Annotated in this window: 13 protein-coding genes; 5 read left to right on the forward strand and 8 right to left on the reverse strand. The window is 55.4% G+C overall.

Annotation, left to right across the window (positions count from 1 at the left end):
- Window positions 1–1,336: lipopolysaccharide biosynthesis protein (locus tag RT613_RS07880; RefSeq protein WP_409558783.1), on the forward strand; the 1,336-nt coding region annotated here is incomplete at its 5' end.
- A 71-nt stretch (window positions 1,337–1,407) separates the two neighbouring features.
- Window positions 1,408–2,619 (forward strand): GNAT family N-acetyltransferase, encoded by a 1,212-nt coding sequence (locus RT613_RS07885; RefSeq protein WP_313614553.1) that lies wholly within the window; start codon window positions 1,408–1,410, stop codon window positions 2,617–2,619.
- A 100-nt stretch (window positions 2,620–2,719) separates the two neighbouring features.
- On the opposite strand, the gene RT613_RS07890 is transcribed toward RT613_RS07885, so the two are convergent.
- The 4 genes from RT613_RS07890 to RT613_RS07905 all read right to left on the reverse strand — a co-directional run bounded on the left by RT613_RS07890 (window position 2,720) and on the right by RT613_RS07905 (window position 7,536).
- Window positions 2,720–3,322: a hypothetical protein gene (locus RT613_RS07890; RefSeq protein ID WP_313614349.1), complete on the reverse strand. Its 603-nt coding sequence runs from the start codon at window positions 3,320–3,322 to the stop codon at window positions 2,720–2,722.
- A 204-nt stretch (window positions 3,323–3,526) separates the two neighbouring features.
- Window positions 3,527–5,131 (reverse strand): iron ABC transporter permease, encoded by a 1,605-nt coding sequence (locus tag RT613_RS07895; RefSeq protein ID WP_313614554.1) that lies wholly within the window; start codon window positions 5,129–5,131, stop codon window positions 3,527–3,529.
- A 187-nt stretch (window positions 5,132–5,318) separates the two neighbouring features.
- A complete protein-coding gene (locus RT613_RS07900) occupies window positions 5,319–6,335 on the reverse strand; it encodes an extracellular solute-binding protein (RefSeq protein ID WP_313614350.1) in 1,017 nt (338 codons plus the stop codon).
- A gap of 154 nt (window positions 6,336–6,489) precedes the next feature.
- Entirely contained in the window at window positions 6,490–7,536 is a 1,047-nt protein-coding gene (locus RT613_RS07905; RefSeq protein WP_313614352.1) for an ABC transporter ATP-binding protein, read from the reverse strand.
- Between the two features lie 386 nt (window positions 7,537–7,922).
- Between RT613_RS07905 and RT613_RS07910 the strand changes: the two genes are divergently transcribed.
- Both RT613_RS07910 and pgi read left to right on the forward strand, forming a co-directional pair.
- Window positions 7,923–9,626: a long-chain-fatty-acid--CoA ligase gene (locus RT613_RS07910; RefSeq protein ID WP_313614354.1), complete on the forward strand. Its 1,704-nt coding sequence runs from the start codon at window positions 7,923–7,925 to the stop codon at window positions 9,624–9,626.
- Between the two features lie 128 nt (window positions 9,627–9,754).
- Complete coding sequence (gene pgi, locus RT613_RS07915) at window positions 9,755–11,380, forward strand: glucose-6-phosphate isomerase (RefSeq protein ID WP_313614356.1); 1,626 nt, start codon at window positions 9,755–9,757, stop codon at window positions 11,378–11,380.
- A 90-nt stretch (window positions 11,381–11,470) separates the two neighbouring features.
- On the opposite strand, the gene RT613_RS07920 is transcribed toward pgi, so the two are convergent.
- From RT613_RS07920 to RT613_RS07930, 3 genes are all read right to left on the reverse strand, one after another.
- On the reverse strand, window positions 11,471–12,775 hold the full coding sequence (locus RT613_RS07920; RefSeq protein WP_313614357.1) for an MFS transporter: 1,305 nt from the start codon (window positions 12,773–12,775) through the stop codon (window positions 11,471–11,473).
- Between the two features lie 87 nt (window positions 12,776–12,862).
- Window positions 12,863–13,264: a MarR family winged helix-turn-helix transcriptional regulator gene (locus tag RT613_RS07925; protein ID WP_313614359.1), complete on the reverse strand. Its 402-nt coding sequence runs from the start codon at window positions 13,262–13,264 to the stop codon at window positions 12,863–12,865.
- A 178-nt stretch (window positions 13,265–13,442) separates the two neighbouring features.
- On the reverse strand, window positions 13,443–14,645 hold the full coding sequence (locus RT613_RS07930; RefSeq protein ID WP_313614361.1) for an MFS transporter: 1,203 nt from the start codon (window positions 14,643–14,645) through the stop codon (window positions 13,443–13,445).
- Window positions 14,646–14,722: 77 nt separating this feature from the next.
- On the opposite strand from RT613_RS07930, the gene RT613_RS07935 reads away from it, so the two are divergent.
- The gene (locus RT613_RS07935; protein WP_313614363.1) at window positions 14,723–15,721 is read left to right on the forward strand and encodes an AraC family transcriptional regulator; all 999 of its coding nucleotides are present in this window, start codon (window positions 14,723–14,725) and stop codon (window positions 15,719–15,721) included.
- A 47-nt stretch (window positions 15,722–15,768) separates the two neighbouring features.
- On the opposite strand, the gene RT613_RS07940 is transcribed toward RT613_RS07935, so the two are convergent.
- The coding region (locus tag RT613_RS07940) for a dicarboxylate/amino acid:cation symporter (RefSeq protein WP_313614364.1) at window positions 15,769–16,956 on the reverse strand (1,188 nt) is incomplete at its 5' end.

Consider the following 16,956-nt stretch of genomic DNA (forward strand, 5'->3'; position numbering starts at 1 on the left):
ACGGATATTGTCTGGAGAAACCGAAGCTGCGCGCGCCCAGCGCATTGCCCTGATTGCCTTCCTGATCCGCGTCATCAGTGCAGGCATTGCCTTTGTGTCGCAGATCATGCTTGCCCGGGTGATGGGTGAGTTCGATTACGGCATCTTTGCCTTTGTCTGGGTCATGGTCATTCTGCTTGGCAACATGTCCTGTCTCGGTTTCCATGCAACTGTCATTCGGTTCCTCCCTGGTTACAAAGCGGCAGGTGAAAACCATCTGATCCGTGGATTGACCGCTACTGCACGCATCTTCGCACTGGTTTCGGCAAGCCTGATGGCAGCTGCAGGTGCAGCATTTCTTTATTTCTTCGGCCACACGGTGCCCGATTATTACCTCGTGCCGGCATTTCTGGGTGCCTTGATCCTGCCGATGATCGCACTTGGTGATGTGCTGGATGGAACCGCACGTGCCAATGGTTGGCCAGTATCTGCGCTCAGCCCAACCTACATCATCCGCCCGCTGCTGATCCTGATCTATATGCTGGTCGCCATATTGGCGGGTGAACCTCATACGGCAACCACCGCGATGGTTGCTGCACTCGCAGCCGCCTATACCACGACGTTGCTGCAACTGATGATGATCAGCAAACGGCTTGATCGGTCGTTCGATCGCGGTGCCCGCACCATTCACTTTCCACAGTGGTTCCGTTTTGCCCTGCCCATCTTCGTGATCGATGGCATCGGTTTCATGATGACCAACGCCGACGTATTGGTGGTTGGCTTCTACCTGCCGCCGGACCAGGTCGGCATCTATTTTGCCGCCGCCAAGACCATCATTCTGGTGCAATTCGTATTCTTTGCGGTCAAGGCCGCAGCTTCGCCTCGTTTTGCAGCGCTGATCGCCGATAACGACCGGGAAGGCCTATCCGTGTTTGCACGCCAATCAGCCCGCTGGACATTCTGGCCATCACTTGCCATCGGGGCCTGCGTTTTACTGGCAGGTCCGCTGCTTCTGTCGCTGTTTGGACCCGCTTTTACTCAAGGTTACGGCCTGATGTTCATTCTGTTTGCAGGTTTCATGGCCAAGGGCAGTATCGGCCCAGCCGAGGCTCTGTTGAATATGACCGGACATCAGAAACTCTGCGTTGGCATCTACGTCGCCACTCTGGTGTGCGGCATTATTCTCTATCTGACCCTGACGCCGCTTTACGGGCTGATCGGGGCAGCAACAGCCACGGCAGCCATAACGGTTATTGAAACCGTTCTGCTGCACATTGCCGTGCGCCGTACCCTCGGCATTGCGCTGTTTGCTTTCCCGCTTGCCCTTTCGCGTCCCGACCAGAAAAAGGCAGCATGACCATGACCCCCAATCAGCGCCCTACCGACGCACCCATGGTCGAGACGCCAAAAGATGCAAAAACCGCTGACATGACCGACGTGGCAACGCCCGTTGCTGAAAAGACCTTGCAGATCGGGCGCAGCGGCCGTGAGTTCTGCATCTATCCCGCTCAGCTGGGTTACGAACTGCAGGAAGAACTGGACTTCCTTACCAACCGGGTGATGGAGCCGAACGTGTTTTTCACCGGGCGCCTTCTCGCCCCGGCCATGACCCGTATCGATGAACGTGCCGTGCGTTTTGCGCTGATCCGCGACCGCAATGAACAGCGTAGCCGCATGCGTCTGCTGATGCCATTTTCGGTTGAAAAGCCGGGCTTCGCGATTGGCCCTTCCGTGATCCGAGTTTGGGCAAATCCATTCGGGCCACTTGGCACACCGCTTGTCGATACCGAAGCGGCAGCAGAAACCATCGATACGCTGATCGATGCCTTAAGCGACGATCGCGCCGGTTTGCCGGATGTTCTGGTTCTGCCCGATCTCAGACTTGATGGTCCTTTTGCCCGCATGCTCAAGGCAATTGCGCTTAGCCGCAACCTGCCGCTTGCCACCGCCGAGTTGCACAAGCGCCCGATGCTGCAAAGTTATGAGGATGGCGACACCTATCTCAAGGAAACGCTCGCCTCCAATCACTTGCGTGAAATGCGTCGCCAATGGCGACTTCTGGAAAAGGCGGGCACGCTGAGCTACAATGTGGCACGCCAGCCGAAGGATATCCGCTTCCGACTGGAAGAGTTTTTGGCACTGGAAGCCAGTGGCTGGAAAGGCCGTAAAAGGTCTGCCCTGGTGGATGACCGCTACCGGGCCGCATTTGCCCGGGAAGGCATCAACAATCTGGCTGAAAATGATGCGGCTCGTATTCACACCATCGACCTTGATGGACAGGCAATCGCTTCGATGGTTGTTCTGATGGCGCAGGGCGAAGCCTACACCTGGAAAACCGCTTACAATGAAGACTATTCGCGGTACTCACCCGGCAAGCTGCTGACATGGAAGCTGACGGATTGGCACCTCGACGATGCCAATATTGTGCGAACAGATAGCTGCGCGATCGAAGATCACCCGATCATGAGCCGGTTCTGGAAAGAGCGGGAAGACATGGGAACGCTGATCATCGGCTTGACCCAAAAAAGCGACCGGGACGTTCGGCAGGTTTCCTCGCAGGTCCATATGTACCGCAATACCCGCAGCATCGCGCGTATGCTGCGTCAGCGCATCATGTCGCTGGGACGACGTGGCGCGTAGGTTTTTCGAAGAAAAACGACTGGCCAAACCATGTCAAAAAATCACCCGCAACATCAGTTGCGGGTGACGGTGGCCTTAGCAATCCAGAATGCCGTCGCATTTAGCGCGACGCGACCTGGATCATGCGGCAGAGTTGCATGAGAGCCGCATCATAACCGCCGCTACCCAGAATATCGACGCAACGGCGAGCCAGTTTGATCTGCTCCTGACGTGACATGTTATTATAGCTCAGGATGGCTCGACGCAGTCCTGGGGTATTCGTGCCAGGATTATTGACACCTGGAGTGCCTGGTGTTGTTGTTCCGCCGAGACCAAGGCCGACACCCAGATTGACACCACCGGTACCCGCATTCAGCCCGACATTGGCATTCAACCCGCTCGAACCGCCGACCGAAGCTCTGGCGTTGGCATTGGCAACGTCGCGGCCACCGACTGTGGCACCGACATCTGCATTGACACCATCGCTACCACCAACGGAAGCGCTGACATCAGCACCCAAGCCACCACTGCTGCGGCCACCAACGGATGCACCTGCATTCACGCCATCACGACCGCCAACTGAGGCACCGGCGTCGAGTCCGTCACTCGCGTCAACGCTGACGCTCACACCGCTGTCACCACCAACATTGATGTCGAGAGCGTGAGCACCAATCGGCATGAAAAGGCTGGCGGACAGAAGAAGGCTGCTTGTTATTTTTTTCATGATTTTCCTCCAAATGTTGTTAGCCAACAGCGGCTACAAACCATTGAAGCAAAAATTACATCAGCAGTTCCTTTAATTCACTTTTTTTGATTAGTTATTACTAATGAATTTAACAACAGTTCTCTTCCTGCATGTAAGCCTTGATACGAAACCGGACGAGATGTCTCATCTCAAAACAGTTTCGTTTCTGCGGTCAACTTTCCATCAATGACGTGATGTAGCTATCCGTCCAACGCGCGCCAGCAGGATAACCGGCAATATGCCGATGACAACAATGGCCAATGCCGCCACAGAGGCTTCTTCATAAGTGCCGCGCGCCGCCTCCCCGTAGAGATGGGTGGCAAATGTTTCGAAGTTCAATGGCCGTAGCAAAAGTGTTGCTGGCAGCTCTTTGACGCAATCAACGAACACCAGCAGACCAGCTGCGGCAATTGCTGCCCTGGACAGTGGGAAATGCACATGCCGGAAAGTCGCCCCCGCCGAACGGCCGAGTGTCCTTGAAGCGTGATCAAATGAATGCGGAATACGGCTTAAACCGGCATCGACACCACCAGCAGCGATGGTCAGGAAGCGCGCAGTGTATGCAAAGATCAGCGCACTCCCGCTACCGATCATCAGTAGGCCGGTTGATACACCAAACCAGCTCTGTGCGGCGGCATCGACCAATCGGTCAAAAGATCCAAGCGCAATCAGCACACCAATGGCAATAACAGTGCCTGGCGCCGCATAACCGATTGTCGACAGGCGATAGCTCCACAGGCTGGCTGCGCCGGGCCTCAGGCGCATGGCGTAAACAACAATGATGCCGCACAGCAGCGTGATCAGCGTCGCAAGACCTGCAAAGACCAGTGTATTGACGGCCTCCCCCATCAGACGTGGCGAAAGACCGCTGAAACGGAAGCGTTTCCACGCTTCAACAACCAGATAGATGGCTGGAAATACAAACCCGACAAGCACTGGCAGACTGCCGGCAAAACATGCCATCCACCCTTTGACACCACCCAACCGCAAGGGCTGGAGCGGATTGTTGCGCTGTGCAGAAACCGAATAGCGCTGCTTGCGGCGCGCCCAGCGCTCCAGTGCGACCAAGGCAACAACGATAAACAACATGAACAGGGCAATTTGCGCAGCACCCGGAAGATCGGAACGTGTGACCCAGGTGGTGTAGACCGAGACAGTCAATGTACGCACACCCAGAAATTCCGATGCGCCAATATCATTGAGAGCTTCCATCAATGCCAGACTGATGCCGACCGCAATGGCTGGGCGTGCCAGCGGCACCGCAACACGCATGAAAATACCAGTGCGTGAGGTTCCAAGGCTGCGCGCTGCCTCTATCAGATTGCCAGCCTGCGTCATGAACATGGCTCGTACAGGGATATAGACGTAAGGGTAGAGTACGAAGCCAAGCAGAATGATACATCCGGTCATCGAGCGGATATCGGTCAGCCGGAATTCGCGAGGGCTCGAATAACCGAGCACCCAGCGAATGAGTTCCTGTACCGGTCCAATCGGATGCAAAATATCAAGATAAGCGTAAGCAACGATATAGGTCGGCATGGCGAGCGGCAAAAGCAACGCCCATTCAAGAATCTTGCGACCGGGAAAATCATGGGCGGCAACCAACCACGCAGCCAGCGTGCCGACAACGCCGGCGATCAGACCAACCCCAATCAACAGAAGCAATGTTTCGGGCAAGGCAGTGGCCAGCACCGTCGCTGCCAGGTGTTGCCAAAGGCCCTGAGAACCTTGCGCCGCCTCAAAAAGCAGAGCCAGAACCGGCACAAGCGCAAGAAACGCAATCAACATTGCACCAACAAGCCAGCTCTCCGGTCTGCGGCGTTTGGCAAATGTTGCAGTTTCAGCGTCAGAATTAAGGCTCACGTAGCAACCTGCTCTTCAGGGTAAATATCCGGACGTCTAAACCGGCAAACTATAAACGGCCAAAGGCGCCCGTTCAAAACGAGCGCCTCGGTAGCATGTAACAAACTGATTATCAGTTGTCGAAGCCAACCTTTTCAGCCAGTTCGCTGGCCTGCTTGCGGTGGGTGACGATTTCCGACAGCGGCTTGTTGTCGATCTTCAGTTCGCCAAACGAGGCGATGATCGGATCAACAGAAGCGCCCGACTTGACCGGATATTCGTAATTGGCCTCTGCGTAGATCTTCTGGGCTTCGTCAGACACCAGATACTCCAGAAGCTTTACCGCATTGTCCTTGTTCGGTGCGTTCTTGGCAACCGCAGCACCCGAAATGTTGACCTGCGTACCGCCATCCTTGAAGGTCGGTAGAACAACCTTGATTGCATCGCCCCACTTGACCTGGTCTTCACCGCCCTTGCCCGAACGCATCAGGCCAACATAATAGGAGTTGGCGAGACCGATATCGCAAATGCCGCCGAGAATATCCTTGGCAACATCACGGTCGCCACCGCCAGCCTTGCGGGCCAGATTGTCCTTGACGCCAGCCAGCCACTTCTCCGTTTCTTCTGCGCCGTAATGGGCAATGTAGTCGGCAAACAGTGCCGTGTTGTAGGGATGTTGGCCGGAACGAATGCAAACCTTGCCCTTCCACTTGGCATCCGCCAGGTCTTCATAATTGAAGGACGCAAGATCAAGGTCCTTGGCAGCGTAGAGAACGCGGGCACGCATCGACAGGGCAAACCAGTTGCCGGCAGCATCACGCAGTTCAGCAGGAACGGCATCCTTCAGCGCAGCGGAATCGACAGCCTGCGTCACGCCCTTGTCCACGAGGTCGACGAGGTTACCGGCATCAACCGTCATCAGAATATCCGCCGGAGAGCTTGCACCTTCGCTCAGAACACGTTCCGCCAGACCGTCCTTGAGAAAGACAGTGTTGACCTTGATGCCGCTGGAGGTGGTGAAAGAATCGAGAAGCGGCTGAATAAGAGTCGGTTCGCGGGTCGTGTAGATGTTCAGTTCAGTGGCCTGAGCTGCACCCGCCACGAATACGCTTGCTAAAAGTGCTGTCTTGAAAGATATAACTTTGCTCATCTTAATCCCCTGTACTCCTACAAAAAGTTACAGGCGGTCTGCACCATACATGACAAATAATGTCAAGTTTGAACGCTGGAAAATTTGCGAGAAATACTCACTTCAAGTTGATAATTCCATCAAAAACAAAGCGAATATCAACACAAACACAACCTCAGATAAAAACCAGAACCGTTTCCGGCTTCACCTCAAGCTGGACACGATCCAAGCCTTGCGGCAGGCGATCCATGCTGCGCACCCGCAGATTCTCACTCATGCCGGGAACCTGGATACTGATCTGCTCGATCTCACCAAGGAAGGTTCTTCCGGAAACAACACCTTCCACCGAACCATTCATTGCACCATTTACCGAAAGCAAAATCGCACTCGGACGAATATAGGCGACGGCCTGCGCGCCCTCTGGCAGTTTTTCAGGCGTCGCAAAAGCACCCAATCCGGTTTCAATCCGACCGTCACGAATGATGCCATTGACCTTGTTGAAGGCACAGAAGAAATCCGCCGCATAACGGCAATTTGGTCTGTCGTGCAGATCGTATCCACTGCCGGTTTGCACGATCTTGCCTTGCTGCATCAGCACCACACGATCACCGGCAGACAACGCTTCCTCGGGATCATGTGTGACCATGATAGCCGTGGTGCCAAGGCTGCGCAGCAGTGACAGCGTTTCTTCGCGCACGCTGTCACGCAGTCCACGGTCGAGATTTGAAAACGGCTCGTCCATCAGCAGGATGGCAGGACGTGGCGCAAGCGCCCTTGCCAAGGCAACGCGCTGCTGCTCGCCACCGGACAGCGTATGGGGATAACGTTTTGCCAGTGCCTGCAACCCGACATGCTCGATCAGGTAATTCGCCCGTTCACGCGCCTCTTCCTTTGCCACACCTTTCAGACCGAACATCACATTGCGCTCAACGGTGAGATGTGGAAACAGCGCGTAGTCCTGAAACACAAATCCGATATTGCGGTTTTCAGGCTCGACGAAAGAATTGGGGCCAGCGATCTCGCGACCATTCATCAAGAGTGTGCCGTCATCGGGCGTTTCAACACCGGCAATGATGCGCAGAAGCGTTGACTTGCCACAGCCTGAGCGACCGACCAAGCATATGATCTCACCACTATTGACCGTCAGGTCAATCTTATCAAGCACATCGGTGGCACCAAAACGTTTACCGATGTTTTTCAACTCAAGCGCAGCGACAGTCATTCACATCATTCCATGCAGGTCGTTCGATCATCTTTGTTGATCGCGCAAATCAGGATTAAAGTCAAAACCAACCGACAAGCCAGTGTTGTGAAAACGCATTTTCAAAGTGGAATCTTGGAGAGTGCACTACATTCGACCTCATCAATTGGGCAAGCGACAGATATTTGGGTCGAACATCAAGGATAGGAGACGATCTTACCGTGCATGACTTCATGCAATTTTGATTGTAACAATCGTTACAGTGAGATTGACGTTTACGTTAGAGTTACATACATTTTGCCCAGGCAAACCAATTTGGTTGGAGGACTGGATTGGCGTGAACGGCGGTTGGTGGCCATTTGCCTCACACAACACGCTGTGCGATAAGTTACGCTGGGAGGAGCGGCATGAACGACACGTTCAAAACAAAACCAGAAGGTTCTGCAAAAGACAAACCGTGGCTCACATCCTATCCGGAAGGTGTGCCTGCGGAAATTCCGCCATCGGCCTATTCGTCGCTGCGTGACCTGATGGAAAAAAATTGCGCCGCCTATGCTGGCCGCAAAGCTTTCACCAGCATGGGAAAGTCGATCACCTATGCCGAACTGGATGAAGAAACCCGCAAGGTGGCTGCCTGGTTGCAAGTGCACGGTTTCCGCAAGGGCGACCGTATTGCAGTGATGATGCCCAACATTCTCCAGAACCCGATTGCCGTTTACGGCATCTTGCGGGCTGGCATGATCGTGGTGAACATCAACCCGCTCTACACTGCCCGCGAACTGACCTATCAGTTAAAGGATTCGGGCGCGAAAGTTTTGTTCGTGCTGGAAAACTTCGCTCACACTGCCCAGCAGGCCATTGTTGGCACCGATATCCAGAATGTCGTCGTTGCCTCGATTGGCGATATGTTTGGCGCAAAAGGTCTGCTCATCAATTTCGTACTGCGCCGTATCAAGAAGATCGTGCCCAAATGGTCGATCCCTTGCGCGATTCGATACACAGACATGATGAAGGAAGCCGCCAGACTGAAAATGACGCAGACCGACATTGTGCCGGAAGATGTGGCGTTTCTACAATATACCGGTGGCACCACAGGCATCTCCAAGGGTGCGGTTCTGACCCACAACAACCTTCTGGCCAACAAGGCGCAGATTTCATTATGGCTTGATTCGGCACTGGCCGGAAAACAGCGTCCGGAAAGCATGACCTTCCTGTGCGCCCTGCCTCTTTGCCATATTTTCGCATTAACGGTGAATTCGCTGATGGGTGTGGCGCTTGGCGCCAACAACGTGCTGATCGCCAATCCGCGTGACATACCGGCCCTCGTCAAGGAAATGAGCCACCACCGCTTCCACGTTTTCCCCGGCATCAACACGCTGTTCAACGCGCTGTTGAACAATGATGACTTCAAAAAACTTGATTTTTCAGAATTGCTGCTTGTGCTTGGCGGCGGCATGGCAGTGCAGCGCTCGGTGGCAGAACGCTGGATGCAGGTCACGGGCCGCCCGATCAGCGAAGGGTATGGCCTGTCGGAGACTTCACCTGTTGCGACCGTCAACCGGCTGGATATCAATGATTTTACCGGCACGATCGGTCTACCCATTTCTTCAACCGAAATCGATATTCGTGACGAGAACGACAACAGCCTGCCATTTGGTGAGGTTGGTGAAATCTGTATTCGTGGACCACAGGTCATGGCCGGCTACTGGCAACGGCCGGATGAAACCGCCAAGGTCATGGCGGCGGATGGTTATTTCCGCTCCGGCGACATGGGTTTCATGGATGAACATGGTTATACCAAGATCGTTGATCGCAAGAAGGATATGATCCTGGTGTCAGGGTTCAACGTCTATCCCAACGAGGTCGAGGAAGTGGTTGCCTCCCATCCCGGCGTTCTGGAATGCGCAGTGATTGGTGTGCCGGATGAACGCTCGGGCGAAGCCGTCAAACTCTTCGTGGTCAAGAAAGATCCAAACCTGACCGCAGAAGAACTCAAGGCGTTCTGCGCTGAAAATCTAACCAACTACAAACGCCCGAGACAGATCGAGTTTAGAACCGAACTGCCCAAAACCAATGTCGGCAAGATTCTACGGCGTGAACTGCGCAGCTAACGACGGTTTCATTCGGCAAGAGAACGGTGGTCGGAAAGAACATCGTTCTTTTGTCTAATACGCGCCTTGATTTGGCCTGCTGAAAGGGAATAGTTTCTGCATCCTTCCACGGAACTGAGGAACTTTCCATGCAGGCTATCATCGAAAACCTGAAATCTACGGCTGCGGCCACATCTGCCACAGATATCAGGGCCGCTTTTGCCAAGGACGCAAAGCGTTTCGACAATTTCAGCGCCCGTTTTGACGACCTGCTGATGGATTATTCCAAATGCGCAGTGAATGCCGAGATCGTTGATCTGCTTGAAAAACTGGCCACCGCAGGCGGCGTCGCTGAAAAGCGCGAAGAAATGTTTTCGGGCAAGGCGATCAACTTCACAGAAGATCGCGCCGTTTTGCACACCGCATTGCGCAACCGTTCCAATACACCGGTGCTGGTTGACGGCAAGGATGTGATGCCTGACGTCAACGGCGTTCTTGCCGCCATGGGCAAATTTGCCGATGCCATCCGCCATGGCACCCTCAAAGGTGCAACCGGCAAGAAGATCACCGACGTTATCAATATCGGTATTGGCGGTTCGGATCTCGGCCCAGTCATGGCGACGCTATCGCTTGCGCCATTCCATGATGGCCCACGCGCCCATTTCGTATCCAACATCGACGGCGCGCATATTGCCGATACGCTGAAGTCGATCGACCCGGAAACCGCACTGTTCATCGTTGCGTCGAAAACCTTCACCACCATTGAAACGATGACCAATGCTGCGACCGCGCGCAAGTTCATCGCCGACAAGCTGGGCGAACAGGCCGTCAAACACCATTTCTGCGCCGTATCCACGGCACTCGACAAGGTTGCCGCGTTTGGCATCGAAAGTGACCGTATTTTCGGTTTTTGGGATTGGGTTGGCGGTCGTTATTCCATCTGGTCTGCCATCGGCCTGCCGCTGATGATCGCCATTGGCCCAGACAATTTCGGCAAGTTCCTCGATGGTGCCCACGCCATGGACAAACACTTCCGCGAGGCGCCGTTCCGCCAGAACCTGCCGATGCTGTTGGGCCTCATTGGCTTCTACAACCGCAATGTTCTCGACTATCCAACCCGCGCCATCCTGCCTTACGATCAGCGTCTGTCACGCTTCCCGGCCTATCTGCAGCAGCTGGATATGGAATCGAATGGCAAGGGTGTGACGATTGACGGCAAGCCAGTCGCCGGCCAGTCCGGTCCAGTTGTTTGGGGTGAACCCGGCACCAACGGACAGCACGCTTTCTACCAGCTGATCCACCAGGGAACGAGCATCATTCCGGCCGAATTCATGATTGCGGCCAATGGTTTTGAACCAGACCTGCGCCATCAGCACCAGCTGCTGATTTCCAATTGCCTGGCGCAGTCGGAAGCTTTGATGAAGGGCCGCACACTGGCAGAAGCCAAGGCTCAGCTGACCTCGAAGGGCATGGACGACAAGCAGGCCGATTTCATCGCCCCGCACCGCGTGTTCACCGGCAACCGTCCTTCGATCACCTTTGTCTATGACAAGCTGACGCCATTTGCGCTTGGCCGTCTGATTGCCCTTTATGAACACCGCGTGTTCGTGGAAGGCGTATTGTTCCGCATCAACTCGTTTGACCAGTGGGGCGTAGAGCTTGGCAAGGAACTGGCAACTGGCCTGCTGCCTGTCGTTGAAGGTAAGGAAAAGGCCGATGGCCATGACAGCTCCACGCAGGGGCTGGTCAAGGTTTTGGCCGATCTGGCGAAATAACCAGCAACACATCACGAAAAAAGCCGGGACATGCTCCCGGCTTTTTTATGAAAAACACGCCTGTGTCAGCACGATTGGCTGAGCTGTGCGTTATGACCGCGCCAAGGTTGGCGTCGCCAGATTGGTGGTGCCGGGCTTCCTCAAGAGCAGCACCGAAACAGCCGCGATCATGCACATGACACCTGCGATCTGCAAAGCGGGCATGTAGGTTCCAAAATCATCCCGGAAGTAACCGGCACCGAAGGCTGCTGTCGCCGCACCCAGTTGATGACCGGTAAATACCCAGCCAAACACCAGACCAGCCTTTTCACGGCCGAAGTTTTCCGCTGCCAGCTTCACGGTTGGCGGAACGGTGGCAACCCAATCGAGACCATAGAAGATCGCAAAGACAGACAATTCAACCAGGCTGAAACCCGAGAAGGACAGATAGATCAACGACAGACCGCGCAGACCATAAAACCAGAACAACAGGAAGCGGTTGTCAAACCGGTCGGAGAGCCAACCCGCAAGCACGGTACCGAAAAAGTCGAAGATACCGATTACCGCCAATGTGCCGGCGGCAGTCACCGCAGCCATGCCGAAATCTCCGCAGATCGAAATCCAGTGTGTCTGGATCAGACCGTTGGTGGACAGGCCACAGATAAAAAACGTGCCAAACAACACCCAGAATACCGGGTTGGTGGAGACGTCTCTCAGCACCAGCAATGGAGAAACGAGCGTTGTCAGCAATTTGTGATCTTGGTTCGGGCGAACGGTCACGGTGTCATCGCCATAGGCGGGCAGTCCGACATCGGCGGGGTGGTCACGCATCAGAAACAACACAAGCAGCATGGCAAGCGATATCACCGCGACAGTCAGCGTCAGCGCGGCGCGCCAACCATAGGCTTCGGTCAATGCCGCCAGTATCGGCAGGAAAACCAGCTGTCCCGTGGCATTGCTCGCAGTCATCAGGCCAACCACGAGGCCACGTCGTTTCGAAAACCAGCGTGTTGCCACCGTTGCACCCAGGACCAGTGCGGTCATGCCGGTACCAACGCCTATGACCACACCCCACAACAGGATAAGTTGCCAGACTTCCGTCATCAACATGGACGCGACAATACCGCCGGCGATCAGGGACAGAGCTGTAAGCACGACTTGCCTGATACCGAAGTGGTTCATGAAGGCGGCAGCAAATGGCCCAAGCAAACCAAACAGAACCAGTCGCACCGCCATGGCAAAGGAAATATCCGAGATATCCCAGCCAAACTCCTGGTGCAGCGGCTGGATCATCACGCCGGCTGAACCCATGGCGCCAGCCGTTGCAAGCATGGTCAGAAATGTGGTCGACGCGACCACCCAACCATAATGAAGATTTCGGCCAGCCATCCAGCCAGCAAGACGTTCGGAAAACATTCCACTTCCCTTTCCTGATCACTGGTGCTGCGCCTAAATACGGGTATATACCCCTATTTGCGCGCATATACCCGCTTTATTAAAAACTTAAAGAGCCGCCAGCAACTCCTGCAATTGCCTTGTTTTATCCGGACCGAGCCGCGCCTCGATATTGTCCTGCACACTATCCCAGAGTGGAGCACCCTTGGTGAGAACCTCATGCCCCTGCCCGGTAATTGTCAGCACGGCTTCGCGCTGGTCCTCACCATGGCCGAACGCCACCAGCCCCATACGTTCCAGCACCTTGGCATTACGACCGACCGTCGAGCGATCCAGTTCCGCCGCCGCCGCAACATCCGTCAAAGATGCCGGCTCAAGGCGCCTGATCTTCCGAAGCAGGCTGAACTGACCAATATTGATGCCAAGCGGCGCCAGCGCCTCATCATAATAGGATGAGACCTTCCGGGACGCCTGGCGCAACAAGATGCAGTGACAGTTGGTGGTTGACATAACAATGGGTATATACCCGCAAAAGATTGAGCGCAAGCCTCGGATTGATGGATGATAACGGACCGAACGCAACGAGATGGTTACACCAGACAGCAGGAAATAATCATCTAATTGAAAGACAACAAAAAACCGGGGCGTTACCCCGGCTTCGCAGATTCTGATTTTAGTTCGACTGATATCAGGCGAGACTGACCTGAGCACGCGGCTTGACGCCAAGAATGATGCCGATGCTGGCAACGGCAAGAACAAGGCCAGCGGTGCCGAAAACACCGGCCGCACCGTTCATGTCAAAGATCACACCGCCGACCGCAGCGCCCATGCCAATGGCAAACTGGATGGATGCGACGAGAAGACCACCGGCGCTTTCAGCCTCGTCGGGAATGGTGCGTGCAAGCCAGGTCGACCATGACACGGGAACCGCGCCAAACAGGAAACCCCAGAGAGCAACCAGCACGGCCGCCAGTGGCAGGGGTGGTGTCGTCGTCACAATCACGAATGCAATGACAGCCATCAACAGCGGCAGCACGGCAAGCGACAATTTCAGGCTACGGCCAATCAACGAACCGGCAGTGAGTGTGCCGACAAAATTGGCAAGCCCAAAGCCAAGCAACAACGCAGAGACCATCGCGATGTCAGCACCAATATCCGCCTCAAGATAAGGACGCAGATAGGTAAAGAACGCAAAGTGACCACCGAATACCAATGTCGCGGCGATGAGGCCAAGAGCAATGCCGGGCCGCGTCAACACGGTTCCAAGCGTTTTCAGACTGCTCGTGCCTGATGGTGCCAGTTTCGGCAAGGTCAGATATTGCATTACGAAGGCAATCACGCCCAGCCCGGCTGTCAGCACAAAAACGAAACGCCAGCCGGCAATTTCACCGACATAACTGCCAATCGGAGCCGCAACAATGGTGGCTGCGGAAACACCGCTGAACACCATGGACAGTGCCCGCGGCACATTGCGTGGAGGCACAAGGCGGATGACGATGGCCGTGGACATCGCCCAGAAACCACCAAGCGCCATTCCGAGAAGCAGACGGCCGATCAAAAGCAGCATGAAGCCAGGGGCAGTCGCCACCATCAGATTGGAAACAACCAGCAACGCAGAGAAAAACATCATCAGGTGGCGACGATCAATGCGGCGTGCGGCTGAGGTGATCAGCAGGCTGGCAACCATGCCAACAACCGCCGTAACGGTAACCGCCTGTCCGGCAGCACCTTCGCTAATACCAAGTTCTGCGGCAATCGGCGTCAGCAGGCTTGCCGGCAAAAACTCTGCCGTCACCAGCCCGAAAACACCAAGCGCCATGGAGGTCACAGCACCCCAAGCAGGCGCCTGCGGGCCTGCCCCGGCCGTTGTGGGTTCAAAAGTAGGGTTCATCATCATGTCCTTTGGGAGGAGGAAGTGGTGACAAGATATGCTGGACAGCCCGGACGATCTATGCCACAAAATCCGTCATGCTTGATCGAAAGTCCGGAAATCATCTCATCCCAGACCCTGATCTCGTCAGCGAACTGCTGATGGGCATGCGGCTTGTCGGGCTGAACTACAACCGTATCGAGGTCGCACCGCCTTTCGGCCTGTCGTTTGGCGAGGTGGAAGGACGGGCGCAATTCCATTTCGTGGCACGCGGTCCGGTCTATTTGAGAACGCTGTCCGGCAGTCTGCACGAGATGAACACAGGCGATGCCGTGTTGTTGCCACGCGGCGGTGCGCATTCGCTGGTCTCGGACCCGGAGCATCCCTGCCAGAACATCCGCTCCTTCAGCGCAGCACCGCTTTGCAACTCCGTCACCGCCATTAAAAACTGCAACCCCGACATACCATGTACCGAGCGTGCGCTGGTGTTCAGCGGCTGTATGGAATTCGATCTGGGTGGCCTTCATCCACTTGTCGGGCTGATGCCGGAAGTGATGTTCGTCAGCACATTGATCACCAAATACCCGGAACTGCTGCCGATGCTGGAAGCGATGGAACGGGAAACCCGACAGGCCCGTGCTGGCTTCGCTGGCATTCTGGCACGCTTAGCTGATGTGGTTGCCGCATTCATCGTGCGGGCCTGGGTGGAGTGCGGCTGTGGCGATTCTTCCGGCTGGATTGCGGCACTGCGCGACCCGCGTCTTGGCCGTGTCATTCTGGCCATTCACAACAATCCCGGCCATGACTGGTCACTGGCCGAACTGGCGCGCGAGATGGGTGCCTCACGTTCTGTATTTGCCGAACGTTTTCTTGAGGTTACCGGAATCACGCCGCTGCGCTACCTGACCGAGTTGCGCATGCGCCTTGCCTCGCAATGGATCGGCAAGGAACATATGCCAATCGAAACAGCCGCGCTCAAACTCGGATATGGGTCACAGGCCGCATTCAGCCGTGCCTTCAAGCGCATCATCGGCCACCCGCCTGGCTCACTGACGGCAAGAAGTGGTAACCCACAACTCCCCGCCCCAACCGCATAAAAAAACCGCCGGTCTCCCGGCGGTTTGTCGTTAAGTGGCTTAGACGATTATTCGGCAGGTACAGCCGTCGGATCAAGCGCATCGATGCCTTCACGGCGGTCATAGGCTGCCTGATCAAGAATGCCCTGACGCTTGGCAACAACGGTCGGAATAAGTGCCTGACCCGCCACGTTGACAGCAGTACGACCCATATCGAGAATAGGATCAACAGCAAGCAGCAGACCTACACCCTGCAAAGGCAGGCCGAGTGTCGACAAAGTCAGTGTGAGCATCACGGTCGCACCGGTCAGGCCGGCAGTCGCAGCAGAACCAAGCACCGACACAAAAGCAATCAGCACATATTCCTGCACACCAAGCGGAATGCCATAGAACTGCGCAACAAAGATTGCCGAAATGGCCGGATAGATCGCAGCGCAACCATCCATCTTTGTGGTCGCACCGAGCGGCACGGCAAAGGCTGCATATTCGCGTGGCACGCCGAGGTTACGTTCGGTAACCTGTTCCGTAACCGGCAAGGTACCAATGGACGAGCGGGACACGAAGGCCAGCTGGATAGCAGGCCATGCACCGGCAAAGAAACGCACAGGGTTCAGGCCATTTGCCGTGAGAACGATCGGGTAGACAACAAACAGGACAATCGCCAGACCGATATAGATTGCCGCCGAATACCAGCCGAGCGACGCCAGCGCATCCCAACCATAAACAGCAACGGCATTGCCCAGAAGGCCGATCGTGCCGATTGGCGTCAGGCGGATGACCCACCAAAGGATCTTGCGTGTAATGGCCAGCAGCGAGCGGTTGAACGCCAGGAATGGCTCGGCCTTTTCACCGACCTGCAAGGAAGCGATACCGACGGCAATGGAAACCACCAGGATCTGCAAAACGTTGAAGTTCAGCGAGGTGGTCGCGCCACTGTCATTGATGCGGGTAGAGGCCTGCAGACCAAGAACGTTGGAGGGAATGAGACCCTTCAGGAAGTCGAGCCAGGAGCCGGTGCTGGACGGTGCCGCAGCAGCAGTTTCAGCCACGCCGCTGTTCAGACCCGGTTGAATGATAAGCCCAAGGGCAATACCGATGACAACCGAGACCAGCGCGGTGATGGCGAACCACAACAGGGTCTGCCAGACCAGTCGGGCTGCATTGTTGAGCTCGCGCAGGTTGGCGATACTGGCAACAATGGCGGTGAAGATCAAAAGCGGCACCAGTGCGCGCAACAGCTGCACGAAGATGGAGCC

The organism is Agrobacterium sp. (assembly GCF_032092815.1).
Lineage (GTDB): Bacteria > Pseudomonadota > Alphaproteobacteria > Rhizobiales > Rhizobiaceae > Agrobacterium.